General features: G+C 77.2%; 16 protein-coding genes. 10 read left to right on the top strand and 6 right to left on the bottom strand.

Annotated elements, in window-relative coordinates; all coding sequences use genetic code 11:
• The first annotated feature begins 6 nt into the window (after positions 1-6).
• The 6 genes from ACVJO7_RS04780 (at position 7) to ACVJO7_RS04755 (ending at position 6,620) form a co-directional block, all read left to right on the top strand.
• A complete protein-coding gene (locus tag ACVJO7_RS04780) occupies positions 7-1,314 on the top strand; it encodes an enolase C-terminal domain-like protein (RefSeq protein ID WP_491671883.1) in 1,308 nt (435 codons plus the stop codon).
• Complete coding sequence (locus ACVJO7_RS04775) at positions 1,311-2,471, top strand: fumarylacetoacetate hydrolase family protein (RefSeq protein ID WP_491671882.1); 1,161 nt, start codon at positions 1,311-1,313, stop codon at positions 2,469-2,471. The genes ACVJO7_RS04780 and ACVJO7_RS04775 overlap by 4 nt, the downstream gene beginning before the upstream one ends.
• 56 nt (positions 2,472-2,527) lie before the next feature.
• The gene (locus ACVJO7_RS04770) at positions 2,528-3,238 is read left to right on the top strand and encodes a GntR family transcriptional regulator (RefSeq protein WP_491671881.1); all 711 of its coding nucleotides are present in this window, start codon (positions 2,528-2,530) and stop codon (positions 3,236-3,238) included.
• 41 nt (positions 3,239-3,279) lie between these two features.
• Positions 3,280-4,719 (top strand): aldehyde dehydrogenase family protein, encoded by a 1,440-nt coding sequence (locus tag ACVJO7_RS04765; RefSeq protein WP_491671880.1) that lies wholly within the window; start codon positions 3,280-3,282, stop codon positions 4,717-4,719.
• Positions 4,716-5,708, top strand: a complete 993-nt coding sequence (locus tag ACVJO7_RS04760; protein WP_491671879.1) for a zinc-dependent alcohol dehydrogenase family protein — start codon at positions 4,716-4,718, stop codon at positions 5,706-5,708. The genes ACVJO7_RS04765 and ACVJO7_RS04760 overlap by 4 nt, the downstream gene beginning before the upstream one ends.
• A gap of 69 nt (positions 5,709-5,777) precedes the next feature.
• A complete protein-coding gene (locus ACVJO7_RS04755; protein ID WP_491671878.1) occupies positions 5,778-6,620 on the top strand; it encodes a CPBP family intramembrane glutamic endopeptidase in 843 nt (280 codons plus the stop codon).
• 6 nt (positions 6,621-6,626) lie between these two features.
• Here the strand turns inward: ACVJO7_RS04755 and ACVJO7_RS04750 are convergent, their stop codons facing one another.
• Positions 6,627-7,673, bottom strand: a complete 1,047-nt coding sequence (locus ACVJO7_RS04750; protein ID WP_491671877.1) for a threo-3-hydroxy-L-aspartate ammonia-lyase — start codon at positions 7,671-7,673, stop codon at positions 6,627-6,629.
• A 134-nt stretch (positions 7,674-7,807) separates the two neighbouring features.
• Between ACVJO7_RS04750 and ACVJO7_RS04745 the strand changes: the two genes are divergently transcribed.
• Together ACVJO7_RS04745 and ACVJO7_RS04740 are read left to right on the top strand one after the other, a co-directional pair.
• Positions 7,808-8,200, top strand: a complete 393-nt coding sequence (locus tag ACVJO7_RS04745; protein WP_491671876.1) for an excalibur calcium-binding domain-containing protein — start codon at positions 7,808-7,810, stop codon at positions 8,198-8,200.
• Positions 8,201-8,211: 11 nt separating this feature from the next.
• Entirely contained in the window at positions 8,212-8,925 is a 714-nt protein-coding gene (locus ACVJO7_RS04740; protein WP_491671875.1) for a class F sortase, read from the top strand.
• 4 nt (positions 8,926-8,929) lie between these two features.
• On the opposite strand, the gene ACVJO7_RS04735 is transcribed toward ACVJO7_RS04740, so the two are convergent.
• The 3 genes from ACVJO7_RS04735 to ACVJO7_RS04725 all read right to left on the bottom strand — a co-directional run bounded on the left by ACVJO7_RS04735 (position 8,930) and on the right by ACVJO7_RS04725 (position 13,351).
• Positions 8,930-11,578 carry an ATP-dependent RNA helicase gene (locus ACVJO7_RS04735; protein WP_491671874.1) on the bottom strand — a complete coding sequence of 883 codons (2,649 nt, stop codon included), beginning with the start codon at positions 11,576-11,578 and terminating at the stop codon, positions 8,930-8,932.
• 44 nt (positions 11,579-11,622) lie between these two features.
• Positions 11,623-11,760 (bottom strand): hypothetical protein, encoded by a 138-nt coding sequence (locus tag ACVJO7_RS04730; protein ID WP_491671873.1) that lies wholly within the window; start codon positions 11,758-11,760, stop codon positions 11,623-11,625.
• A 133-nt stretch (positions 11,761-11,893) separates the two neighbouring features.
• On the bottom strand, positions 11,894-13,351 hold the full coding sequence (locus ACVJO7_RS04725; protein WP_491671872.1) for an alkaline phosphatase D family protein: 1,458 nt from the start codon (positions 13,349-13,351) through the stop codon (positions 11,894-11,896).
• Positions 13,352-13,470: 119 nt separating this feature from the next.
• On the opposite strand from ACVJO7_RS04725, the gene ACVJO7_RS04720 reads away from it, so the two are divergent.
• Together ACVJO7_RS04720 and ACVJO7_RS04715 are read left to right on the top strand one after the other, a co-directional pair.
• Positions 13,471-13,749, top strand: coding sequence for a hypothetical protein (locus ACVJO7_RS04720; protein WP_491671871.1), 279 nt, complete (start codon positions 13,471-13,473; stop codon positions 13,747-13,749).
• A 117-nt stretch (positions 13,750-13,866) separates the two neighbouring features.
• Positions 13,867-14,505 (top strand): Pr6Pr family membrane protein, encoded by a 639-nt coding sequence (locus tag ACVJO7_RS04715; protein ID WP_491671870.1) that lies wholly within the window; start codon positions 13,867-13,869, stop codon positions 14,503-14,505.
• Here the strand turns inward: ACVJO7_RS04715 and ACVJO7_RS04710 are convergent.
• Together ACVJO7_RS04710 and ACVJO7_RS04705 are read right to left on the bottom strand one after the other, a co-directional pair.
• Entirely contained in the window at positions 14,439-15,275 is an 837-nt protein-coding gene (locus tag ACVJO7_RS04710; RefSeq protein ID WP_491671869.1) for an alpha/beta fold hydrolase, read from the bottom strand. The two genes, ACVJO7_RS04715 and ACVJO7_RS04710, sit on opposite strands and share 67 nt — an antisense overlap.
• On the bottom strand, positions 15,275-17,113 hold the full coding sequence (locus ACVJO7_RS04705) for a hypothetical protein (protein WP_491671868.1): 1,839 nt from the start codon (positions 17,111-17,113) through the stop codon (positions 15,275-15,277). The genes ACVJO7_RS04710 and ACVJO7_RS04705 overlap by 1 nt, the downstream gene beginning before the upstream one ends.
• Positions 17,114-17,239: the final 126 nt, after the last annotated feature.

The raw sequence follows: 17,239 nt of genomic DNA, 5'->3' as shown, positions 1-17,239 counted from the left end.
AGTCCCATGCCGGTCATCACCTCCGTGCGCACCCGCGACGTCCGATTTCCGACGTCGCTGGAGCTCGACGGGTCCGACGCCGTCAACGTCGATCCCGACTACTCGGCGGCCCACGTCACCGTGACCACCGACGCCGGGGAGACCGGGTACGGCCTGGTCTTCACCGCAGGCCGCGGCAACGAGCTGGTCGTGCACGCGATGGAGTCCTACGGGGCGCTGCTCCTCGGCCGGGACGCCGACGAGCTGCTGGCCGACCTCGGATCGGCGTCGCGGCGGCTGGTGCACGACTCGCAGCTGCGCTGGCTCGGGCCCGAGAAGGGCGTCGCGCACATGGCCTGCGGCGGCCTGGTGAACGCGCTGTGGGACATGCGGGCCCGCCGCGATGGGGTGCCGCTGTGGCGGTTGCTGGCCGGGATGCCGCCCGCCGAGCTGGTCGGCGTCGTCGACTTCACGCACATCCGCAACGCGCTCACCCCGGACGACGCGCTCGGTCTGCTGCGCGACGCCGAACCCGGCCGCGCCGAGCGGATCGCCGAGCTGGAGCGGTCCGGCTACCCCGCCTACACGACGACGCCGGGCTGGCTCGGCTACAGCGACGAGAAGTTGGTCCGGCTGTGCCGGGAGGCCGTGCGGGACGGGTTCGACATGATCAAGCTGAAGGTCGGCGGCGAACCGGCCGACGACGACCGCAGGCTGGCGCTGGCCCGTACGGCGGTCGGCGACGGCGTGCGGATCGCGATCGACGCCAACCAGCGCTGGGAGGTCGGCGAGGCGATCGAGCGGGTGAGGGCGCTCGCCGCGCACGAGCCGTACTGGATCGAGGAGCCGACCAGCACCGACGACGTCCTCGGGCACGCTGACATCCGGGCCGGCGTGCACCCGGTGCGGGTCGCGACCGGGGAGGCCGTCGCGAACCGGATCGTGTTCAAGCAGCTGCTGCAGGCCGGCGCAATCGACGTCATGCAGATCGACGCCACCCGGGTCGCCGGGGTGAACGAGAACGTCGCGAACCTGCTGCTCGCCGCCCGGTTCGGCGTCCCGGTCTGCCCGCACGCCGGCGGCGTCGGGCTGTGCGAGCTGGTCGTGCACCTGTCGTTCTTCGACCACGCCGCGGTCAGCGGTCGGATCGGCGAGCGGGTCGTCGAGTTCGTGGACCACCTGCACGAGCACTTCGTCGATCCGGTCGTGGTCCGCGACGGCCGCTACGCCGCACCGTCGGCCCCCGGCACCGGGGCCGCGATGCACGAGGCGTCGCTGCGGCACTGGGAGTTCCCGGACGGGGCGGGCTGGCGCGATCTCGGGACGGCCCGGTGAGCGCGCCGGCCGGTCTGCTCCCCGCCGACGCCGCCGACGCGCTGCTGATCGGCCGGGTGTGGGATCCGGGCACCGGCGGGCCGCGCCCGGTCGCGGTGCGCGGCGACGGGCTCGCCGACCTGTTTCCGACCGCCGCGACCGTGTCCGGGCTGCTGGAGCTGCCGGCCGCCGACGTCGCGCGGGCCGCCGCCACCGCGCCCGTCCTGTGGAGCCTGGACGCGGTGACCGGCGGCGCCGGGCCGCAGCTGCTCGCGCCGGTCGACCTGCAGGTGGTGAAGGCGTGCGGGGTGACGTTCGCCGGCAGTCTGCTGGAACGGGTGATCGAGGAGCGCTGCGCGGGTGACCCGGCGCTGGCCGCCGGCGTGCGGGCGGAGGTCACCGCCGCGCTCGGCGGCAGCCCGGCGGCCGACCTGTCCACGATCGTCCCCGGATCGGCGCAGGCCGCCCGGGTCCGCACCGTGCTGCGCGGGCGCGGGCTGTGGTCGCCGTACCTGGAGGTCGGCATCGGGCCGGATCCGGAGGTGTTCACCAAGGCCCCGGTGCTGTCCTCGGTCGGCCCCGGCGCCCGGGTCGGCATCCCGGCGTTCTCCGACTGGAACAACCCGGAGCCCGAACTGGTGCTGGTGGTCGACGCGCGGGGTGTCCCGCGCGGCGCGACGCTGGGCAACGACGTCAACCTGCGCGACGTCGAGGGCCGCAGCGCGCTGCTGCTCGGCATGGCGAAGGACAACAACGCCTCCAGCGCGCTCGGCCCGTTCGTCCGGCTCTTCCACGACGGCTTCACCCTCGACTCGGTCCGCACCGAGCGGATCGCACTGCGGATCGACGGCCCGGACGGCTTCGTGCTCGACGACCACAACGACGTCGGCCGGCTCAGCCGCAGCCTCGAACAGCTCGTCGCCGCCGCGTACGGCGCCCACCACCAGTACCCGGACGGCTTCGTCCTCTACACCGGGACGCTGTTCGCGCCGACCCGCGACCGCGGCGCCGCGGGGCACGGCTTCACCCACGTCGTCGGCGACCGGGTGACGATCTCCAGCCCGCGGCTGGGCGCGCTGGTCAACGAGGTCGGCCGGACCGAGGAGCTGCCGCCGTGGGAGTTCGGCATCGGGGCGCTGCTCGGGTACCTGCACCGGCAGGCGGCGGGATCGGGATGAGATCGCGGTGACCCGCTACCGTCCGTCCCGGGTGGACGTGTCGAGAGGAGGCGCCGGTGACCGGGGAGCTGCCGGTTGCGGGCCGCAGGAGCACCGCCGAGGTCTACGAGGAGATCCGGACGATGATCCTGGAGAGCCGGATCGAGCCGGGGGAGCGGATCAACCTCGACGCGCTCGCCCGGGACCTGGGCGTGTCCCAGACCCCGGTCCGGGAGGCGGTCCGGCACCTGGAGGGTGACCATCTCGTCGTCCGCACCGGGGAGGGCCGGGGCTACCGGACGACCGCGCTGCTCGACCGCGCCGGCCTGCGCGAGCTGTTCGAGTTCCGGCTGCTCGTCGACCTGTGGGCGGTGCGCGCGGTCGCGGTGAACCGGCTGTCCAACCCGGCGGGCCGGCTCGCCCGGGAGGTCGACCGGTTCGAGCGTGCCGCGGTCGGCGTCGCCGACGTGCGCCGGCTGCTCGTCACCCACGACGCCACCTTCCACGGCGAGATCCTGGCCGCCTGCGGCAACGACGTCGCGCGCCGCGCCTACACGGGGACGCACGGGCACCTGCACGCGTTCCGCCTCTACTCGCCCGACATCGACGGCACCGCGACCGTGCGCGAGCACCGCGCGGTGCTGGACGCGATCGCCGGCTGTGACCCGGACGCCGCCGAGGAGGCGATGCGCCGGCACCTCGTCGACGCCTACCACCGGTTCGACGCGGCGTTCGCGGCCGGTGACCGGGCCCGGTTGCGGGTACCGGGTCGGCAGAGCCTGTTCTGACCCACAGCCGACGACACGATCCCGACGACCGGAGGAGGACCATGCACGACGAGCTGGAGACGGTGCTCGCCGAGGCCGCCGCCGCCGCGGCCCCGGTGGCCGCGGCCGGGACCACCGGGCGGCGGGCCTGGCTGTGTGCCGTCGCCGACGCCCTGGAGGGCGCGTCCGGCGAGCTGCTGCCGCTCGCGCACGCCGAGACCCACCTGCCGGAGCACCCCCGGCTGGCCGGCGAGCTGGTGCGCACCGCGTTCCAGCTGCGCTTCCTCGGCGACGTGATCGCCGAGGGCTCGGTGCACGACGCGGTCGTCGACACCGCCGACCCGGACTGGCCGATGGGGCCCCGCCCGGACCTGCGCCGCCATCAGGTGCCGCTCGGTCCGGTGCTGGTCTTCGCCGCCGGGAACTTCCCGTTCGCGTTCTCGGTGGCCGGCGGGGACACCGCCGCCGCGCTCGCCGCCGGCTGCCCGGTGGTGGTGAAGGCCCATCCGGGGCATCCGGAGCTGTCCCGCCGCACCGCGGCGATCGTCCGCGACGCGCTGCGCGCGGCCGGCGCGCCGGACGGGGCGTTCGCGCTCGTCGAGGGGGTCGAGACCGGCGTCGACGCGCTGCGCGACCCGCGGACCGCCGCGGCCGCCTTCACCGGGTCGGTGCACGGCGGCCGCGCCCTGCACGACATCGCCGCCGCCCGCCCGGTGCCGATCCCGTTCTTCGGCGAGCTGGGCAGCGTGAACCCGGTCGTCGTCACCCCGTCGGCGGCCGCCGGCCGGCCGGACGAGATCGTGTCCGGGCTGGTCGGCTCGGCGACGCTGGGCGCGGGGCAGTTCTGCACCCAGCCCGGTGTCGTGTTCGTGCCGGCCGGGTCCGGGCTGGAGGGCCGGGTGCAGGAGGCGATCGCCGCGGTCGAGCCGCAGCCGATGCTCACCGCGGCCGGCGCGCAGGCGTTCGCGCAGCGGCGCGCCGCACTGGCCGCGCACCCCGGCGTCCACTCGTCCACCGCGGCGGGTGACACCGGGGACGGGCTCGCCCCGCGGCCGTCCGCGCACGTGACCACGGCCGCCGCGCTCGCCGCCGATCCGGACGCACTCGGCGCCGAGTGCTTCGGCCCGAGCACCCTGCTGGTCACCTGGTCCGGCACCGGGGAGCTGCACGCGGCGCTGCGCGCGCTCGGCGGCGCGCTCACCGCGACCGTGCACGGCAACCCGGGCGACCCGGAGCTCCCCGAGCTCCTCCCGCTGCTCGCCGGGCTGGCCGGGCGGCTGGTCTGGAACGGCTGGCCGACCGGGGTGACGGTGAGCTGGGCGCAGCAGCACGGCGGCCCCTACCCGGCGACGACGGCGCCGTCGACCACCTCCGTCGGGGCCGGCGCGGTGTCCCGCTTCCTGCGCCCGGTCGCCTGGCAGGGTTTCCCGCAGGAGCTGCTGCCACCGGAGCTGCGCGACGACGATCCCGGGGTGCCGCAGCGCCGGGACGGTGTCCGGTGACCGGCTCCACGGTGCGCGCGGTCCGCTTCCACGAGACGGGTGGCCCGGAGGTGCTGCGGATCGAGGACGTCGAGCTGCGCGACCCCGGCGCCGGCGAGGTCCGGATCCGGGTGCGCGCGGTCGGGCTCAACCGGTCCGAGGTGAACTTCCGGCGCGGCACCTACCTGGAGGCCCCGGTGCTGCCGGCCGGTCTGGGCAGCGAGTGCACCGGGACGGTGCTCGCCACCGGGCCGGACGCCGGGCCGTGGCGCCCCGGCGACGAGGTGTGCGTGCTGCCGGCGTCGTCGCAGAACACGCACCCGGTGTACGCCGAGGAGGCGATCGTCCCGGCCGGTGCGCTGCTGGCCCGCCCGTCCGGTCTCGACGACGCCGGCGCGGCCGCGCTCTGGATGCCGCTGCTGACGGTGTGGGGGATGACCCGGCACGCGGTCCGGCTGCGCGAAGGGGACCGGCTGCTGGTCACCGCGGCGTCGAACAGCATCGGCGCCGCGGCGCTGCAGATCGCCCGGCACATCGGCGCGCGGGCGGTGGCGGTGGTGCCGGACGGCCGGCACGGCGACGCGCTGCGTGCGGCCGGCGCGGACGAGGTCCTCACCGGCACCCCGGACGCCGAGCGGCTGCGCGAGGCCCTCGGCGGCGGTGCCGATCTGGTGCTCGACGCCGAGGGCGGGCCCGGCGTGGAACGGCTGGTCCGGGCCTGCGCGCCGGGCGGTGCGGTGATCGTGCACGGCGGCCTGTCCGGGGAGCCGACGCCGCTGCCCGCCGCCGGGTACGCGCCGGTGTGGCTGCGCCGGTTCCACGTCCGCGAGGTGGTGGGCGATCCGGCGGTGCTGGCCCGGGCGGTGGCGTTCGCGCGGGCCGGGCTGGCGGCGGGGACCCTCACCCCGCTGGTCGACCGGATCTTCGATCTCGACGACGTCGCCGCCGCGCACGACTACCTGGAGTCGCCGGACCGGGCGCCGGGGAAACCGGTGCTGCGGATCGGGTGAGGTCACTCGGTCGGGTGTGAATGCGTTGTGGGGAAAGGAGATCGGGGGAGTCCGGCCTAGATTCGGCGGATGGCGTCCTCCACCGCGAGCAGCACGGCCGGCACCCGGATCCGCCGGGTGCTGCTGCCCACCGCCGGGGTCGTCGCGTTGGTCCTCGCCGGCGGTTACCTGTTGCTCGCGGTCAGCCGGCTCACCGGGCTGCCGGAGGACGGCTGGCAGGGGTTGGCGATCGGCAATCTGATCGCCTTCCTGCCGCCGCTGATCGTGCTCGTGCTGTGGCTGCGGTTCCGCGAGGGACGCGGCATCGCCGATCTCGGCTTCCGGGTGCCGCGCCCGGCGGTCGGCGTGCTCGTCGGGGCGCTGACCGCGATCGTCCTGTTCGCCGCGCTGCAGGTGCTGGTCGCGGTGCTCGCCCCACCGGCGGGCGGGGGCGCCGACGCCGGGCCCGATCCGGTGTCGCCGGGCCTGCTCGTCGTGCTGGTGCTGCTGGTGACCGTCGCGGTGCAGGCGTCGACCGAGGAGATCCTGTTCCGCGGCTACCTGATGCAGGCCGTCCGGCGCGACCTGGGCAGCTACGGCGCCGTCCTGTTCAGTGCGGTCGTCTTCGGCCTGTGCCACAGCCTGAACCCCGGGGTCACGGTCGCCTACGTGGTGAGCACCGGTGCGCTCGGGCTGCTGCTCGGCTTCCTCGCGCTGGGCCGGGGCGGGCTGTGGGTGTCCTGCGCCTTCCACACCGTCTGGAACCTGATCCCGGCGGTCGTCACCGCCGGTTCCGAGCCGGACGCCGGGGACGGCGGTTCCGGCTCGGCCGCGGCCCGGGGCACCGCCGGGGTGCTGCTCGCCTTCGCCGTCGGCGCCGGGGTGCTGCACCACCGGCGCAGCCGCCGCGCGGCGGCCGCCGGCGCCGCCTGACCGGGCTCACGCCGGGCCGTCCGGGCTCACCGCCGGGGCGACCGGGCTCACGCCGCGCCTGACCGGGCTGACCAGGGCCGCGAACCGGTCCAGGTCGACGTTCCCGCCGGACACCGTCACCCCGATCCGCCGCCCGGCGAACCGCTCCGGATCGGCGGCGACGGCCGCCCGCATCCCGCAGAACGCCAGCGCCCCGGTCGGCTCGACGACCACCTTGTACCGGGACGCGAACAGCGCCATGGCCCCGACCAGCGCGTCGTCCGGCACGGTCAGCACGTCCGCGGCGTGCCCGGCGATGATCGGGAAGGTCAGCTCGCCCAGGTGCGTGGTCGCGGCGCCGTCGGCCAGCGTGCGCGGCTGCGCGATGGTGACGATCCGGCCCGCTCGCAGTGACTGCCTGCCGTCGTCGCCGGCCTCGGGCTCGACGCCGAACACGGCGCAGCCGGGGGAGAGCGCCTGCACCGCCAGCAGCGAGCCGGACAGCAGCCCGCCGCCGCCCAGGCAGACGAACAGCGCGTCCAGCGGGCCGTGGTCCTCCAGCAGCTCCAGCACCGAGGTGCCCTGCCCGGCGATCACGTGCGGATGGTCGTAGGGCGGCACCAGGGTGAGCCCGTCGCGGGCGGCGAGATCGGCGGCGATCGCGGCCCGGTCCTCGGTGTAGCGGTCGTAGTGCACGATCCGGGCGCCGTAGCCGCGGGTGGCGGCGACCTTCGACGCGGGCGCGTCCTGCGGCATGACGATCGTCGCCGGGATCGTCAGCAGCCGTGCGGCCAGCGCGAGCGCCTGGGCGTGGTTGCCGGAGGAGAAGGTGACCACCCCGGCGCGGCGCCGGGCGTCGTCGAGCCGGGACAGGGTGTGGAACGCGCCGCGGAACTTGAAGCTCCCGGTGCGCTGCAGGTTCTCCGCCTTGACCAGCACGGTGGCGCCGAGCTCGGCGTCGGTCAGCCGGGAGGTCAGCACCGGGGTCCGGTGGGCGGTCCCGCGCAGCACCTGCGCGGCGGCCAGGACGTCGTCGGGGGTGGGGAGGTCGGCCGGTGCCGGGGTGGGCGTCACGGCGCCACCCTCCGCCGGGGGCGTCGCCGGGTTCAACCCGGTTCACGATCGGGTGTAACGCATGCCACAGCCGAGTCGTTAAGGAGATGGGCTCCCCAACCTGATCGACCCGTTCCCCCGGAAGGACCACCCCGATGCGTCTGCGTACCCTCCCCGCCGCTGCGCTGCTCGCCGTAGCGGCCACCGTGCCGCTCGCCGGAGCCGCGTTCGCGCAGGACCGCGACTGTGCCGACTTCGCCACCCAGGAGGAGGCGCAGGCCGCGCTGCTCCCCGGCGACCCGGAGCGGCTCGACGCCGACGGCGACGGCGTGGCCTGCGAGAACCACGCCTACGCCGGCACCGCCTCGACCGGCACCGGATCGAGCGACTCCGGCGACGGCGCCACCCAGGTCAGCGCGACCCCGGTCGGCGGCGTGGAGGCCGGCGGCGGACCGGCCGAGATGCTCCCGGTCGCGCTGGGTGCGCTGGCCGCCGGCGGGGTCGGGGCGTTCGCGGCCCGCCGGATGGTCGGCGCCCGGCGCGGCTGAGTCCGGCGACCGTGACCGTCCCGCCGTTCCCCACCCGGCCGGTGCGCGACCGGGCCGGGCGGGGAACGGCGGATCGCGGCGCGCGGCGGCGGGCCGGCCGGGCGCGGCGGGTGCTGCGGGTCGCCGTTCCGGTGCTGGCGGCGTCGGCACTGGTCGCACTCGCCGCCCCGGCCGGCGCCCCGCCCGCCGGGCCGGCGACCACCCCGGTCGCCGCGACCGGGGTGCACGACGGCGCCCGGGCCGGCTCGGCGCTGCTGCCGGACGGCCCGGGCACCCTGTTGCGCTCCGAGCCCGTCCGGCTGCGGGTGGACCGGCTCGGCCTGGACACCGGACCGGTGCCGCTCGGCCTGCACCCGGACGGCACGATGGAGGTCCCCGACTCGGCGGGCACCGTCGGCTGGTTCACCGGCGCGCCCACCCCGGGCGAGCTGGGGCCCGCGGTGCTCGCCGCGCACGTCGACTGGAAGGGCCGCCCGGGCGCGTTCGCCGAGCTGGCGACGCTCGTCCCCGGCGACCGGATGGTCGTCGACCGCGCCGACGGCGGCACCGTGGCGTTCGTGGTGACCCGGACCGGCCAGTACCCGAAGGCGGAGTTCCCGACCGCCGAGGTGTACGGGGACCTCGACCACGCCGGACTGCGGCTGATCACCTGCGGCGGCGCCTTCGACCGGTCCGCGGACAGCTACACCGACAACGTCGTGGTGTTCGCCGAGCGGATCGGCTGACCGGTCACCGGCGGCGCCCGGTGCCCCGCGCCGGGACGGCGGTCCGCGGGTCCTCCGGCCACGCGTGCTTCGGGTAGCGGCCGCGCAGCTCCGCCCGGACCTGCGGGTACCCGGTCTCCCAGAACGACGGCAGGTCCGCGGTCACCGCCGCCGGCCGCCCGGCCGGGGACAGCAGGTGCAGCACCACCGGCACCCGCCCGCCCGCGACGGCCGGTGAGCCGGTCCAGCCGAACACCTCCTGCACCCGGACCGGCAGCGCCGGCGCGTCCCCCGAGTAGTCGAGCGCGATCCGCGACCCGGACGGCACGGCGAGCCGTTCCGGGGCGAGCTCGTCGATCCGCCCGGCGAGCCCGCCGACGTGCGCGGCCAGGTGGGCCCGCAGCGCCTGCCCGGCGTCCACCCGGGCGAGATCGGCGCGCCGCCGGGCGGTGGCCAGCGGCCCGGCGAGCCAGCCGGCCGGGTCCTCCGCCGAGGCCAGCAGCGCCTCCTCGCCGACGTCCGGCCACGGCTCGCCGAGCACCCGGTGCAGGAACCCGAGCCGCTCCCGCAGCGACGACGCGGCCGCCGTCCAGCGCAGCAGCCCGGTGCCCTCCGCGCGCAGCCCGGCGACCAGCGCCGAGCGCACGGCGTCCCGTGCGGGACGCGGATCGGGCCGCTCGGCGAGCACGATCGCGCCGAGCCGGTGCACGGTGCGCGCGCGCACGTCGCCGTCCGCCCAGACCACCTCGGCGCCGCTGACGAGCAGCGCCGCACCGGCCCGCTCCGCGGTCTCCCGGTCGGTGGCGGCGGCCAGCCGGACCCGGCCGTGCACCTCACCGGGGCGCCGGTCGGCGACCGCGACGGCGAGCCACTCGGCGTCGCGCAGCGGTCCCGGCGGCACCTCGACGGCGGTCCCGCCCGCCAGCAGGTACACCCCGGATCCGGTGTCCCGGCGCCGGGCGAGCCGTTCCGGGTGCGCGAGCCCGGTGACCAGCGCGGCGAGCTCGGGCCCGGACATCCGGCTGCGCTGCCCCCCGCCACCGGAGCCGCTGCCGGAGCCGGTGCCGGAGTCAGAGCCAGTGCCGGGACCGGAGCCGGAGCCGGAGCCGCTGCCGGGGTCGGGGTCGGTGCCGCTGCCGGGACCGCTGCCGGGGTCGCTGCCGCTGCCGGGGCCGGTGCGCCGCAGCGTCCGGGCCAGCCGGTCCCGCTCACCCCGCCAGCGCCGCGCCCCCGGCGCCTCCCCGGAGCGCAGCCGGGCGAGCGCCGCGACCAGGTCGTCGGCCGGGCCGGCGAGGGTGTCGTCGTCGAGCACGGCCACGATCCCGGCGACGTCGGCCGGGGCACCGGCGTCGGCGCCATCGAGCAGCGCCCTGGCCAGCCGCGGATGCAGCCCGAGCGCGGCGATCCGGCGGCCGCGGGCGGTGACCGCCCCCGCGGCGTCCAGCGCGCCGAGCGCGGTGAGCACCGCGCGCCCGGCGGCCAGCGGGCCCGCCGGCGGCTCGTCCCACCAGCGCAGGCCGGCACCGTCCGGGGTGCCCCAGACGGCGAGGTCCAGCGCCGGCCCGGTCAGGTCGGCGGTGCGGATCTCGGGTTCCGGCGCGTCGGCGAGGCCCTCGCCCTCCGGCCAGCACCGGTAGGCGACGCCCGGTGCCTCGCGCCCGGCGCGCCCGGCCCGCTGCGTCGCGACCGCCCGGGACACCCGCCGGGTGACCAGCCCGGACAGCCCGCGCCGGTGGTCGACGTGCGGCACCCGGGCCAGTCCGGAGTCGACGACCGCCCGCACCCCGGGCACGGTCAGGCTGGACTCGGCGACCGCCGTCGACAGCACGATCCGCGGTCGCGGGCCCTCCCGCAGCGCGGCGTCCTGCTCGGCCGCGGGCAGCCTGCCGTGCAGCGGCAGCACGTCGGCGTCGAGTTCGCGCCCGCGCAGCGCGGCGGCGACCCGGCCGATCTCGGCGACGCCGGGCAGGAACGCGAGCACGCTGCCGTGCTCCAGCGCGCGCACCGCGGTCCGCGCGACGACGGCCTCGATCCGCTCGCCGCGGGCCGGCGGCACGTGCGTGACGGCGACGTCGTGGGTCCGGGCGGCGACCTCCAGCACCGGGGCGGGCCCGCCGGTGCCGCCGAGCAGCGCGGCCGGGCGGGCCGCGTCGAGGGTCGCGGAGGTGGCGAGCAGCCGCAGATCGGGCCGCAGCCCGTCGCGGGCGTCGAGCAGCAGAGTGAGCAGCAGGTCGGCGTCCAGATGCCGCTCGTGCACCTCGTCGAGCACCACCGTGGACACCCCGGCCAGCTCCGGATCGGCGGCCAGCCTGCGCAGCAGCAGCCCGGAGGTCACCACCTCGACCCGGGTGTCCGGCCCGGTGCGGGCGTCGCCGCGGACCCGGTAGCCGACGGTCCCGCCGACCGGGGTGCCCAGCAGCGACGACATCCGGGCGGCCGCGGCCCGGGCGGCGACCCGGCGCGGCTCGGCGACCAGCACCCGGCCGGCCGGGGCGGCCCGGACGTCGTCGCCGACGGGCAGCCCGGCCAGGGCGAGCGGCACCAGGGTGGTCTTGCCGGTGCCGGGCGGCGCGACGAGCACGCCGGAGCCGTGCCGGTCGAGCGCCCGTCGCAGGTCGTCGAGGACGGCGGTGACCGGGAGATCGGGCAGCGGGCGGACCGGCGGGGGAACCATCGCCCCCAGTATCTCCTCCCCGGGACCTGCTCCTCGGGACCTGTTCAGCCGATCCCGACGAACGGCAGCACCAGCAGCGCCCCGACGGCGAGCGCCAGCAGCGCGGTGATGAGCAGGACCACCCAGGTCGGGACGCCGCGGTCGTCGAGGACCGCGGGATGCGGGCGGTGCAGCAGGGTCATGGCGGGTCTCCGTCGACCGTGGTGGGAGGCGGTGGAACACCACCGCTCGGACGAACGGGATGTCGCGGACGGAGCAGCCGGTGTTAGCGCCGGTCATCCGAATCGACGACGCCCGGGCCCGCGACCGGCGGTCTCAGCCGCGGTGCAGGCCCGGCTCACGGTCGGGCACGGTGAACGTCGCCGCGGTGCTGACCGGCGCGCCGGGGCGGCTGACCTGCTCGACCACCCGGAAGTCGGCGCGCAGCTGCGCCGGCTCGAACCGGGTCAGCAGGTAGCCGCGCCGGTCCTCCCGGTAGCGGATGTGCGGGTTCTCGGAGCCACCGTCGCCGTCGCCGTCGCCGTCACCGCCGTCACCGCCGTCGCCGCCGGAGGTGACCGAGGTGGTGACCAGCTCGGTGCCGACCGGGCGCGCGTCCCGGTCGCCGCCGGGGAGGATCTCGTTGGCGTGGTGGACGTGCTCGTCCCCGGTCAGCACGACCGCGTTCCGGACGCCGGCGTCCGTCCAGCCGCGGACGATCCGGTCCCGGGACTCCGGGAACGCCTCCCAGGTGTCCCGGGACTTGCGCCCGCCGCTGCGCCGGGCGAAGAAGACCTGCTGGCCCAGCACGTCCCAGCCGGCGGTGGAGCTGCGGAACCCGTCGAGCAGCCAGCGCTCCTGCCCGGCGCCGGTGATCGAGCCGTCGCCGCGGTACTGGCGGGTGTCGAGCATGTGGAACGTCGCCAGCGAGCCCCAGCCGATCCGGCGGTAGAGCTGCAGGTCCAGGCCGCGCGGCAGCGACGCCCGGCGCAGCGGCATGTGCTCGTAGTACGCCTGGAACGCGGCGCGCCGCCGGTCCGGTGCGCGCCCGCGGTCGCCGCCCGCCCAGTTGTTGACCAGCTCGTGGTCGTCCCAGACCACCAGCCAGGGGGCGACGGCGTGCGCGGCCTGCAGGTCGGCGTCGGTCTTCTGGTGGGCGTGCGTGCGCCGGTAGCCGGCGAGGTCGGTCGGCTCGGGCCCGCCGGGATCGCGGACCTCGCCCTCGTCGGTCTCGTAGATGTAGTCGCCCAGGTGCAGCACGAGCTCGGGCTCGTCGGCGGCCAGCGCCCGGTAGGCGGTGAAGTGCCCGGCGCCGAACTTCGCGCACGACGCGGCGGCCACCGTCAGCGCGGGCACCGCGGCCCCGGCGGCCGGGGTGGTGCGGGTGCGGGCCGCGGGGGACAGGTGCCCGTCGGAGCGGAACCGGTAGAAGTAGTCGCGGCCCGGCAGCAGCCCGGCCGGCTCGGCGTGCACGCTGTAGGCGAGCTCGGGCACCGCGGTCTCGCTGCCGCGGCCGACGACCCGGGTGAACCGCTCGTCCTCGGCGATCTCCCACTCGACGACGGCGGGCCGTCCGGCCATCCCGCCGAGCCCGTCCCCGGCGTCCGGGCGCGGCGCGAGCCGGGTCCAGAGCACCATCCCGTCCGGTGCGGGATCGCCGGACGCGACGCCGAGGGTGAACGGGTCCCCGGTCCGCCGCGACGGCGCGGGGGCCGCCGGGAGCTCCGGGAGGAGGCCGCCCAGCGCGGTCCCGACGATGCCGGTGAGCACGGTGCGGCGGGTCGGGCCGGGCACGTCATCTCCTCGGATCGGTGGGGCCCGCCCATCATGTGCGGCGGGCCCGCCGCCGTCCCGGTGCACGCGCCGGTGCGGGCCGCCCGTGCGGGTGAACCCGGACAAGGCCGCAGCCCCGGGTGTTCGATCCCGACGACCACCATCCCTACGTGGAGCCCGGGTACGCGCTGCCCTGGGCCGCGGCGGTGGCGGACCGGATCGCCGGCATGCGGGAACACCCGGTGCGGATCGAGTCCTACGTGGAGGGGTACACGGTGGACCGGCGCGGGACGGTCGAGCTGTCCGACACCGGCCCCCGGGTCGTCGTGCTCGGCGGCTTCTCCGGGCAGGGCTTCAAGCGTGCGCCCGCGGTCGGCGAGATCGTCGCCGGCCTCGTCCGGACCGGGATCACCCAGTGATCACGGATCGGGAACCCGGACGGTCGCCCGCCGGGCGTTCCGGTGCCCGATCCGTGATCACCGCCGCAGCCACCCCGCGCCGGGAACCCGCCGGCTGGTCCCGGGAGTTGACCGGGGGTGACCGTCCCACCCCGTCCGGCGCTCGCGGTGCTGCTGCGCGCCGCGATCGGGCTGTGTGTCGTGGCCGCGCTGGTCGCGGTCGAGCTGACCTCCCGCTCGGGCGTCGGCTGGCGGCTGACGACGTTCACCTACCAGGCCAACGTGCTCGCCGCCGTGTTCTACGCCGGCACGCTGCTGACCCGCAGGCTCGACGCCCGCCCCGGGCTGCGCGGCGCCGTCGTGCTGTACCTGCTCGGCGCCGGGCTGGTGTGGCTGGTGTTCCTCATCGACCGGAGCACGGGGTTCACCCCGGCGAACGTGCTGCTGCACCTGGTCGTCCCGGCGCTGGCGCTCGCCGACTGGCTGCTGACCGGCCGGGACCGGCCCGGGGCGCGCTGGTGGCATCCGCTGCCGTGGCTGCTGTACCCGGCCGGGTACCTGGCGCTGGTGCAGCTGGTGCTGGACGGCGCCCCCTACTACTTCCTCGACGTCCGCGTGCTCGGCTCGACCGGGCTGGTCCTGAACGTCATCGGGCTGGGCGTCGGCTTCCTGGTGCTCGGCCTGCTCGTCGTCGCGCTCGGGCCGCGCGGTCAGGACGACAGGAAGCGGTCGATCTCCGCGGCGAACGGCTCCGGGTCCAGCAGCATCTCCAGGTGACCGCCGGGATAGCGGTGCACCCGGGCCCGGCGGATCCCGCGGTTGAGCATCGTGGCGTTGCCGCGCGGCACGATCGGGTCGTCGTCGCCGGCGATGATCAGGGTGTCCGCGGTGATCGCGGGCAGCAGCGGCAGGCTGGTCCAGCCGGACAGCGCGAGCAGCTGGTAGTAGTACCCGCGCAGCGGGCCCCGCCGGGAGCCCGACCCGAGCGCCTCGGCGGCGCGTTCCGGATGGTGCCGCAGCGACCCGCCGTAGATCTTCGAGGCCACCGCGTCGACGTAGGACGGGTCCTGGTGGCGTTTCGGCGAGGTCAGCACCGCCATCACCCGGGGTGACGCGGGCACCATCAGCGCGCCGGGGCCGGTCGCGACCAGCACGAGCTTCCGGACCCGCCGGCGGCGGCTGATCGCGAGCTGCTGGGCGAGCATCCCGCCCCAGGAGAAGCCGAGCACGTCGGCCTCGCCGATGCCCAGCTTCGTCAGCACCTGGCCGACCCGGTGCGCCATCCAGGACAGGTGGTACGGCATCCGGGGGGCGGGCGAGCCGCCGATCCCGGGCGGATCGAACCGGATGACGTCCAGGTCCGCGGGCAGCGCGGCGACAAGCGGATCGAGGACGTCGGTGGCAGCGCCGATCCCGTTGCACAGCAGCAGCGGGGTGCGCCGCGCCCCGGGGCCGGACGCGGGCCGGCGGACGACGCGCAGTGAACGACCGCCGACGAGGACGTCGTGTTCCTCGAGCGGCGCGGGGCGGGGAGCTGATCCGGACATCACGGGGGAGCGTAAGCCTTGGCGGCGCCACCGACGGTGTGAGAGTGATCCGTCAGATAGGTGCCCGGCGCCGGGAACAGCGGCCGGAGCCTGCGCCCGCCCAGCTCGGGCGGCGCGTCCCGCAGCGCGCCGGACCGCTCGGCGAGCCAGCCGGCCAGGTCGTCCCACCAGGAGCCCTCGATCCGGCTCGCGGCGGCCAGCCAGGACTGCGGGTCGCCGTCGCCGGTCCCGCAGCTCGCCGCCCGGAACGAGGCGCCGGGCCGGGGCGGGGCGATCAGCGCGCCCGCCTGGTCGCCGGGCGCGAGCACCAGGCGGCAGGACCCGCCCAGCATGCGGGCCGTGCGGTGGCCGCCGGTCCACGGCTGGACCGGATCGTCGGCGGCAGCCACCAGGTAGCCGTCGCGGCGGAGCTCGGCGGGACGGACCGGGGTGCCCAGCACCCTGACACCGCCGCCACCGCCACCGCCACTGCCGTCGTCCTCCGCGTCGAAGGCGGAGTCGGCGAGCGCCGCGAGATCGGTGTGCAGGGCCGCGGGCAGCGGCAGCAGATCGGCGGCCCAGGCCCGCATCGCGCGGGCCGCGCGGCCGGGGGCCGCCCCGCCGGTCGCGTCCGGGACCGCCCACGGCAGCACCCGGTCCGGCCCGCGCCGCCACGCCCAGGCGGCGACGGCGGTGGGGCCGTCCAGCACCCCGTCCCGGGCGGCCCGCTCGGCTGCGGCCCGGGTGACCGCGGGATCCGGCCGGAATCCGGGCAGCGCGTCCGACTGGTCGAGCACGGTCGCCAGGTAGCCGACGCCGGCGACCCGGTCGTCCAGGCCGATCGCGGCCTGGTGCGCCTGCACGGCCGCGGCCAGCAGCCCGCCGGTGCGGACGCCGAGCAGCGAGACCCGGGGTGCGCGGGCGATCCGGGTGCACGCCTCCAGGGCGTCCAGGACGGCGGCGGCGTGCGCGTCGAGGTCCCGGCCCGCGTCGGCGGGTCCGGCCGGGCGCCAGGACAGCGCGAACACCTGCAGCCCGCGCCCGACCAGGTGCTCGACGAGCGAGAAGCCGGGGGCGAGATCGGCCAGCCAGTACCGGTGGACGAGCGGCGGCACGACCAGCACCGGCGCGCCGTGCACCCGTTCGGTGACCGGCAGGTACTGCAGGAGCTCGAACACCGGGGTGCGCAGCACGACGGCGCCGGGGGTGGCGGCGACGTCCCGGCCGACGACCGGGCCGCCGCGGGCGTCCCGGGCGCCGGTGTCGAACGGCACGTCCGGGCCGCCGGGGGCGGGGGCGGTGAACACCCGCCCGGCCGCGTCGGGGCCGGGAGCGTCCGGGTCGGGCCCGGAGGCGTCGGGCCCTGAATCGTCGGGCCCTGAGGCGTCGGACCGTGAATCGTCGGGCTCGGTGGCGTCGGGCCCGGGGCCGGTGTCGGACTCGTGATCGGGATCGGCCTCGTGATCGGCCTTGGGATCGGTACTGCCCGCCGGGGTCCCGGTGCCGAGTAGCAGTGCGCGCAGCCGGGCCGCGTCCGCGGCGGGCAGCGGGGACCCGTCGGCGGCGGCGTCGTCGAGGAGCCCGGACAGCGCGTCGGCGGTGACCTGCTGCAGCTGCGCCAGCCGGCGGCGGACCGGATCACCGGCCCGGTCACCGGGCACACCGTCGCCGGGCGGGGAGCCGGACATCCCGATCCCGACCCGGCCGAGCTCGATCACCCAGCCGGCGCCGCGGCGCAGCAGCAGCGACGGCCGCGCGGTCAGCGCCGCCGCCAGCCGCAGCCCGGCGGCGGGCAGCGCCAGCGGTCCACCCGCTGCCGGCCCGCCGGCACCGTCCGCGCGTCCCTCACCCGTCGTCATCGGCTCCATCATCCCCACTACCGGCCGTCGGGGCGCGTTCACCCCGCGTCCGTCGCCCGGTCAGGCCGGCCGGGCAGGGTGGGCCCGCAACCCGCCCCGCCCCGCCCGCCCCGTAACCCGGCCCGC

Source organism: Pseudonocardia sp. DxW (assembly GCF_058448985.1).
Note: the sequence above shows the minus strand (reverse complement) of the source record. Positions and strands in the feature narration are given on the sequence as shown.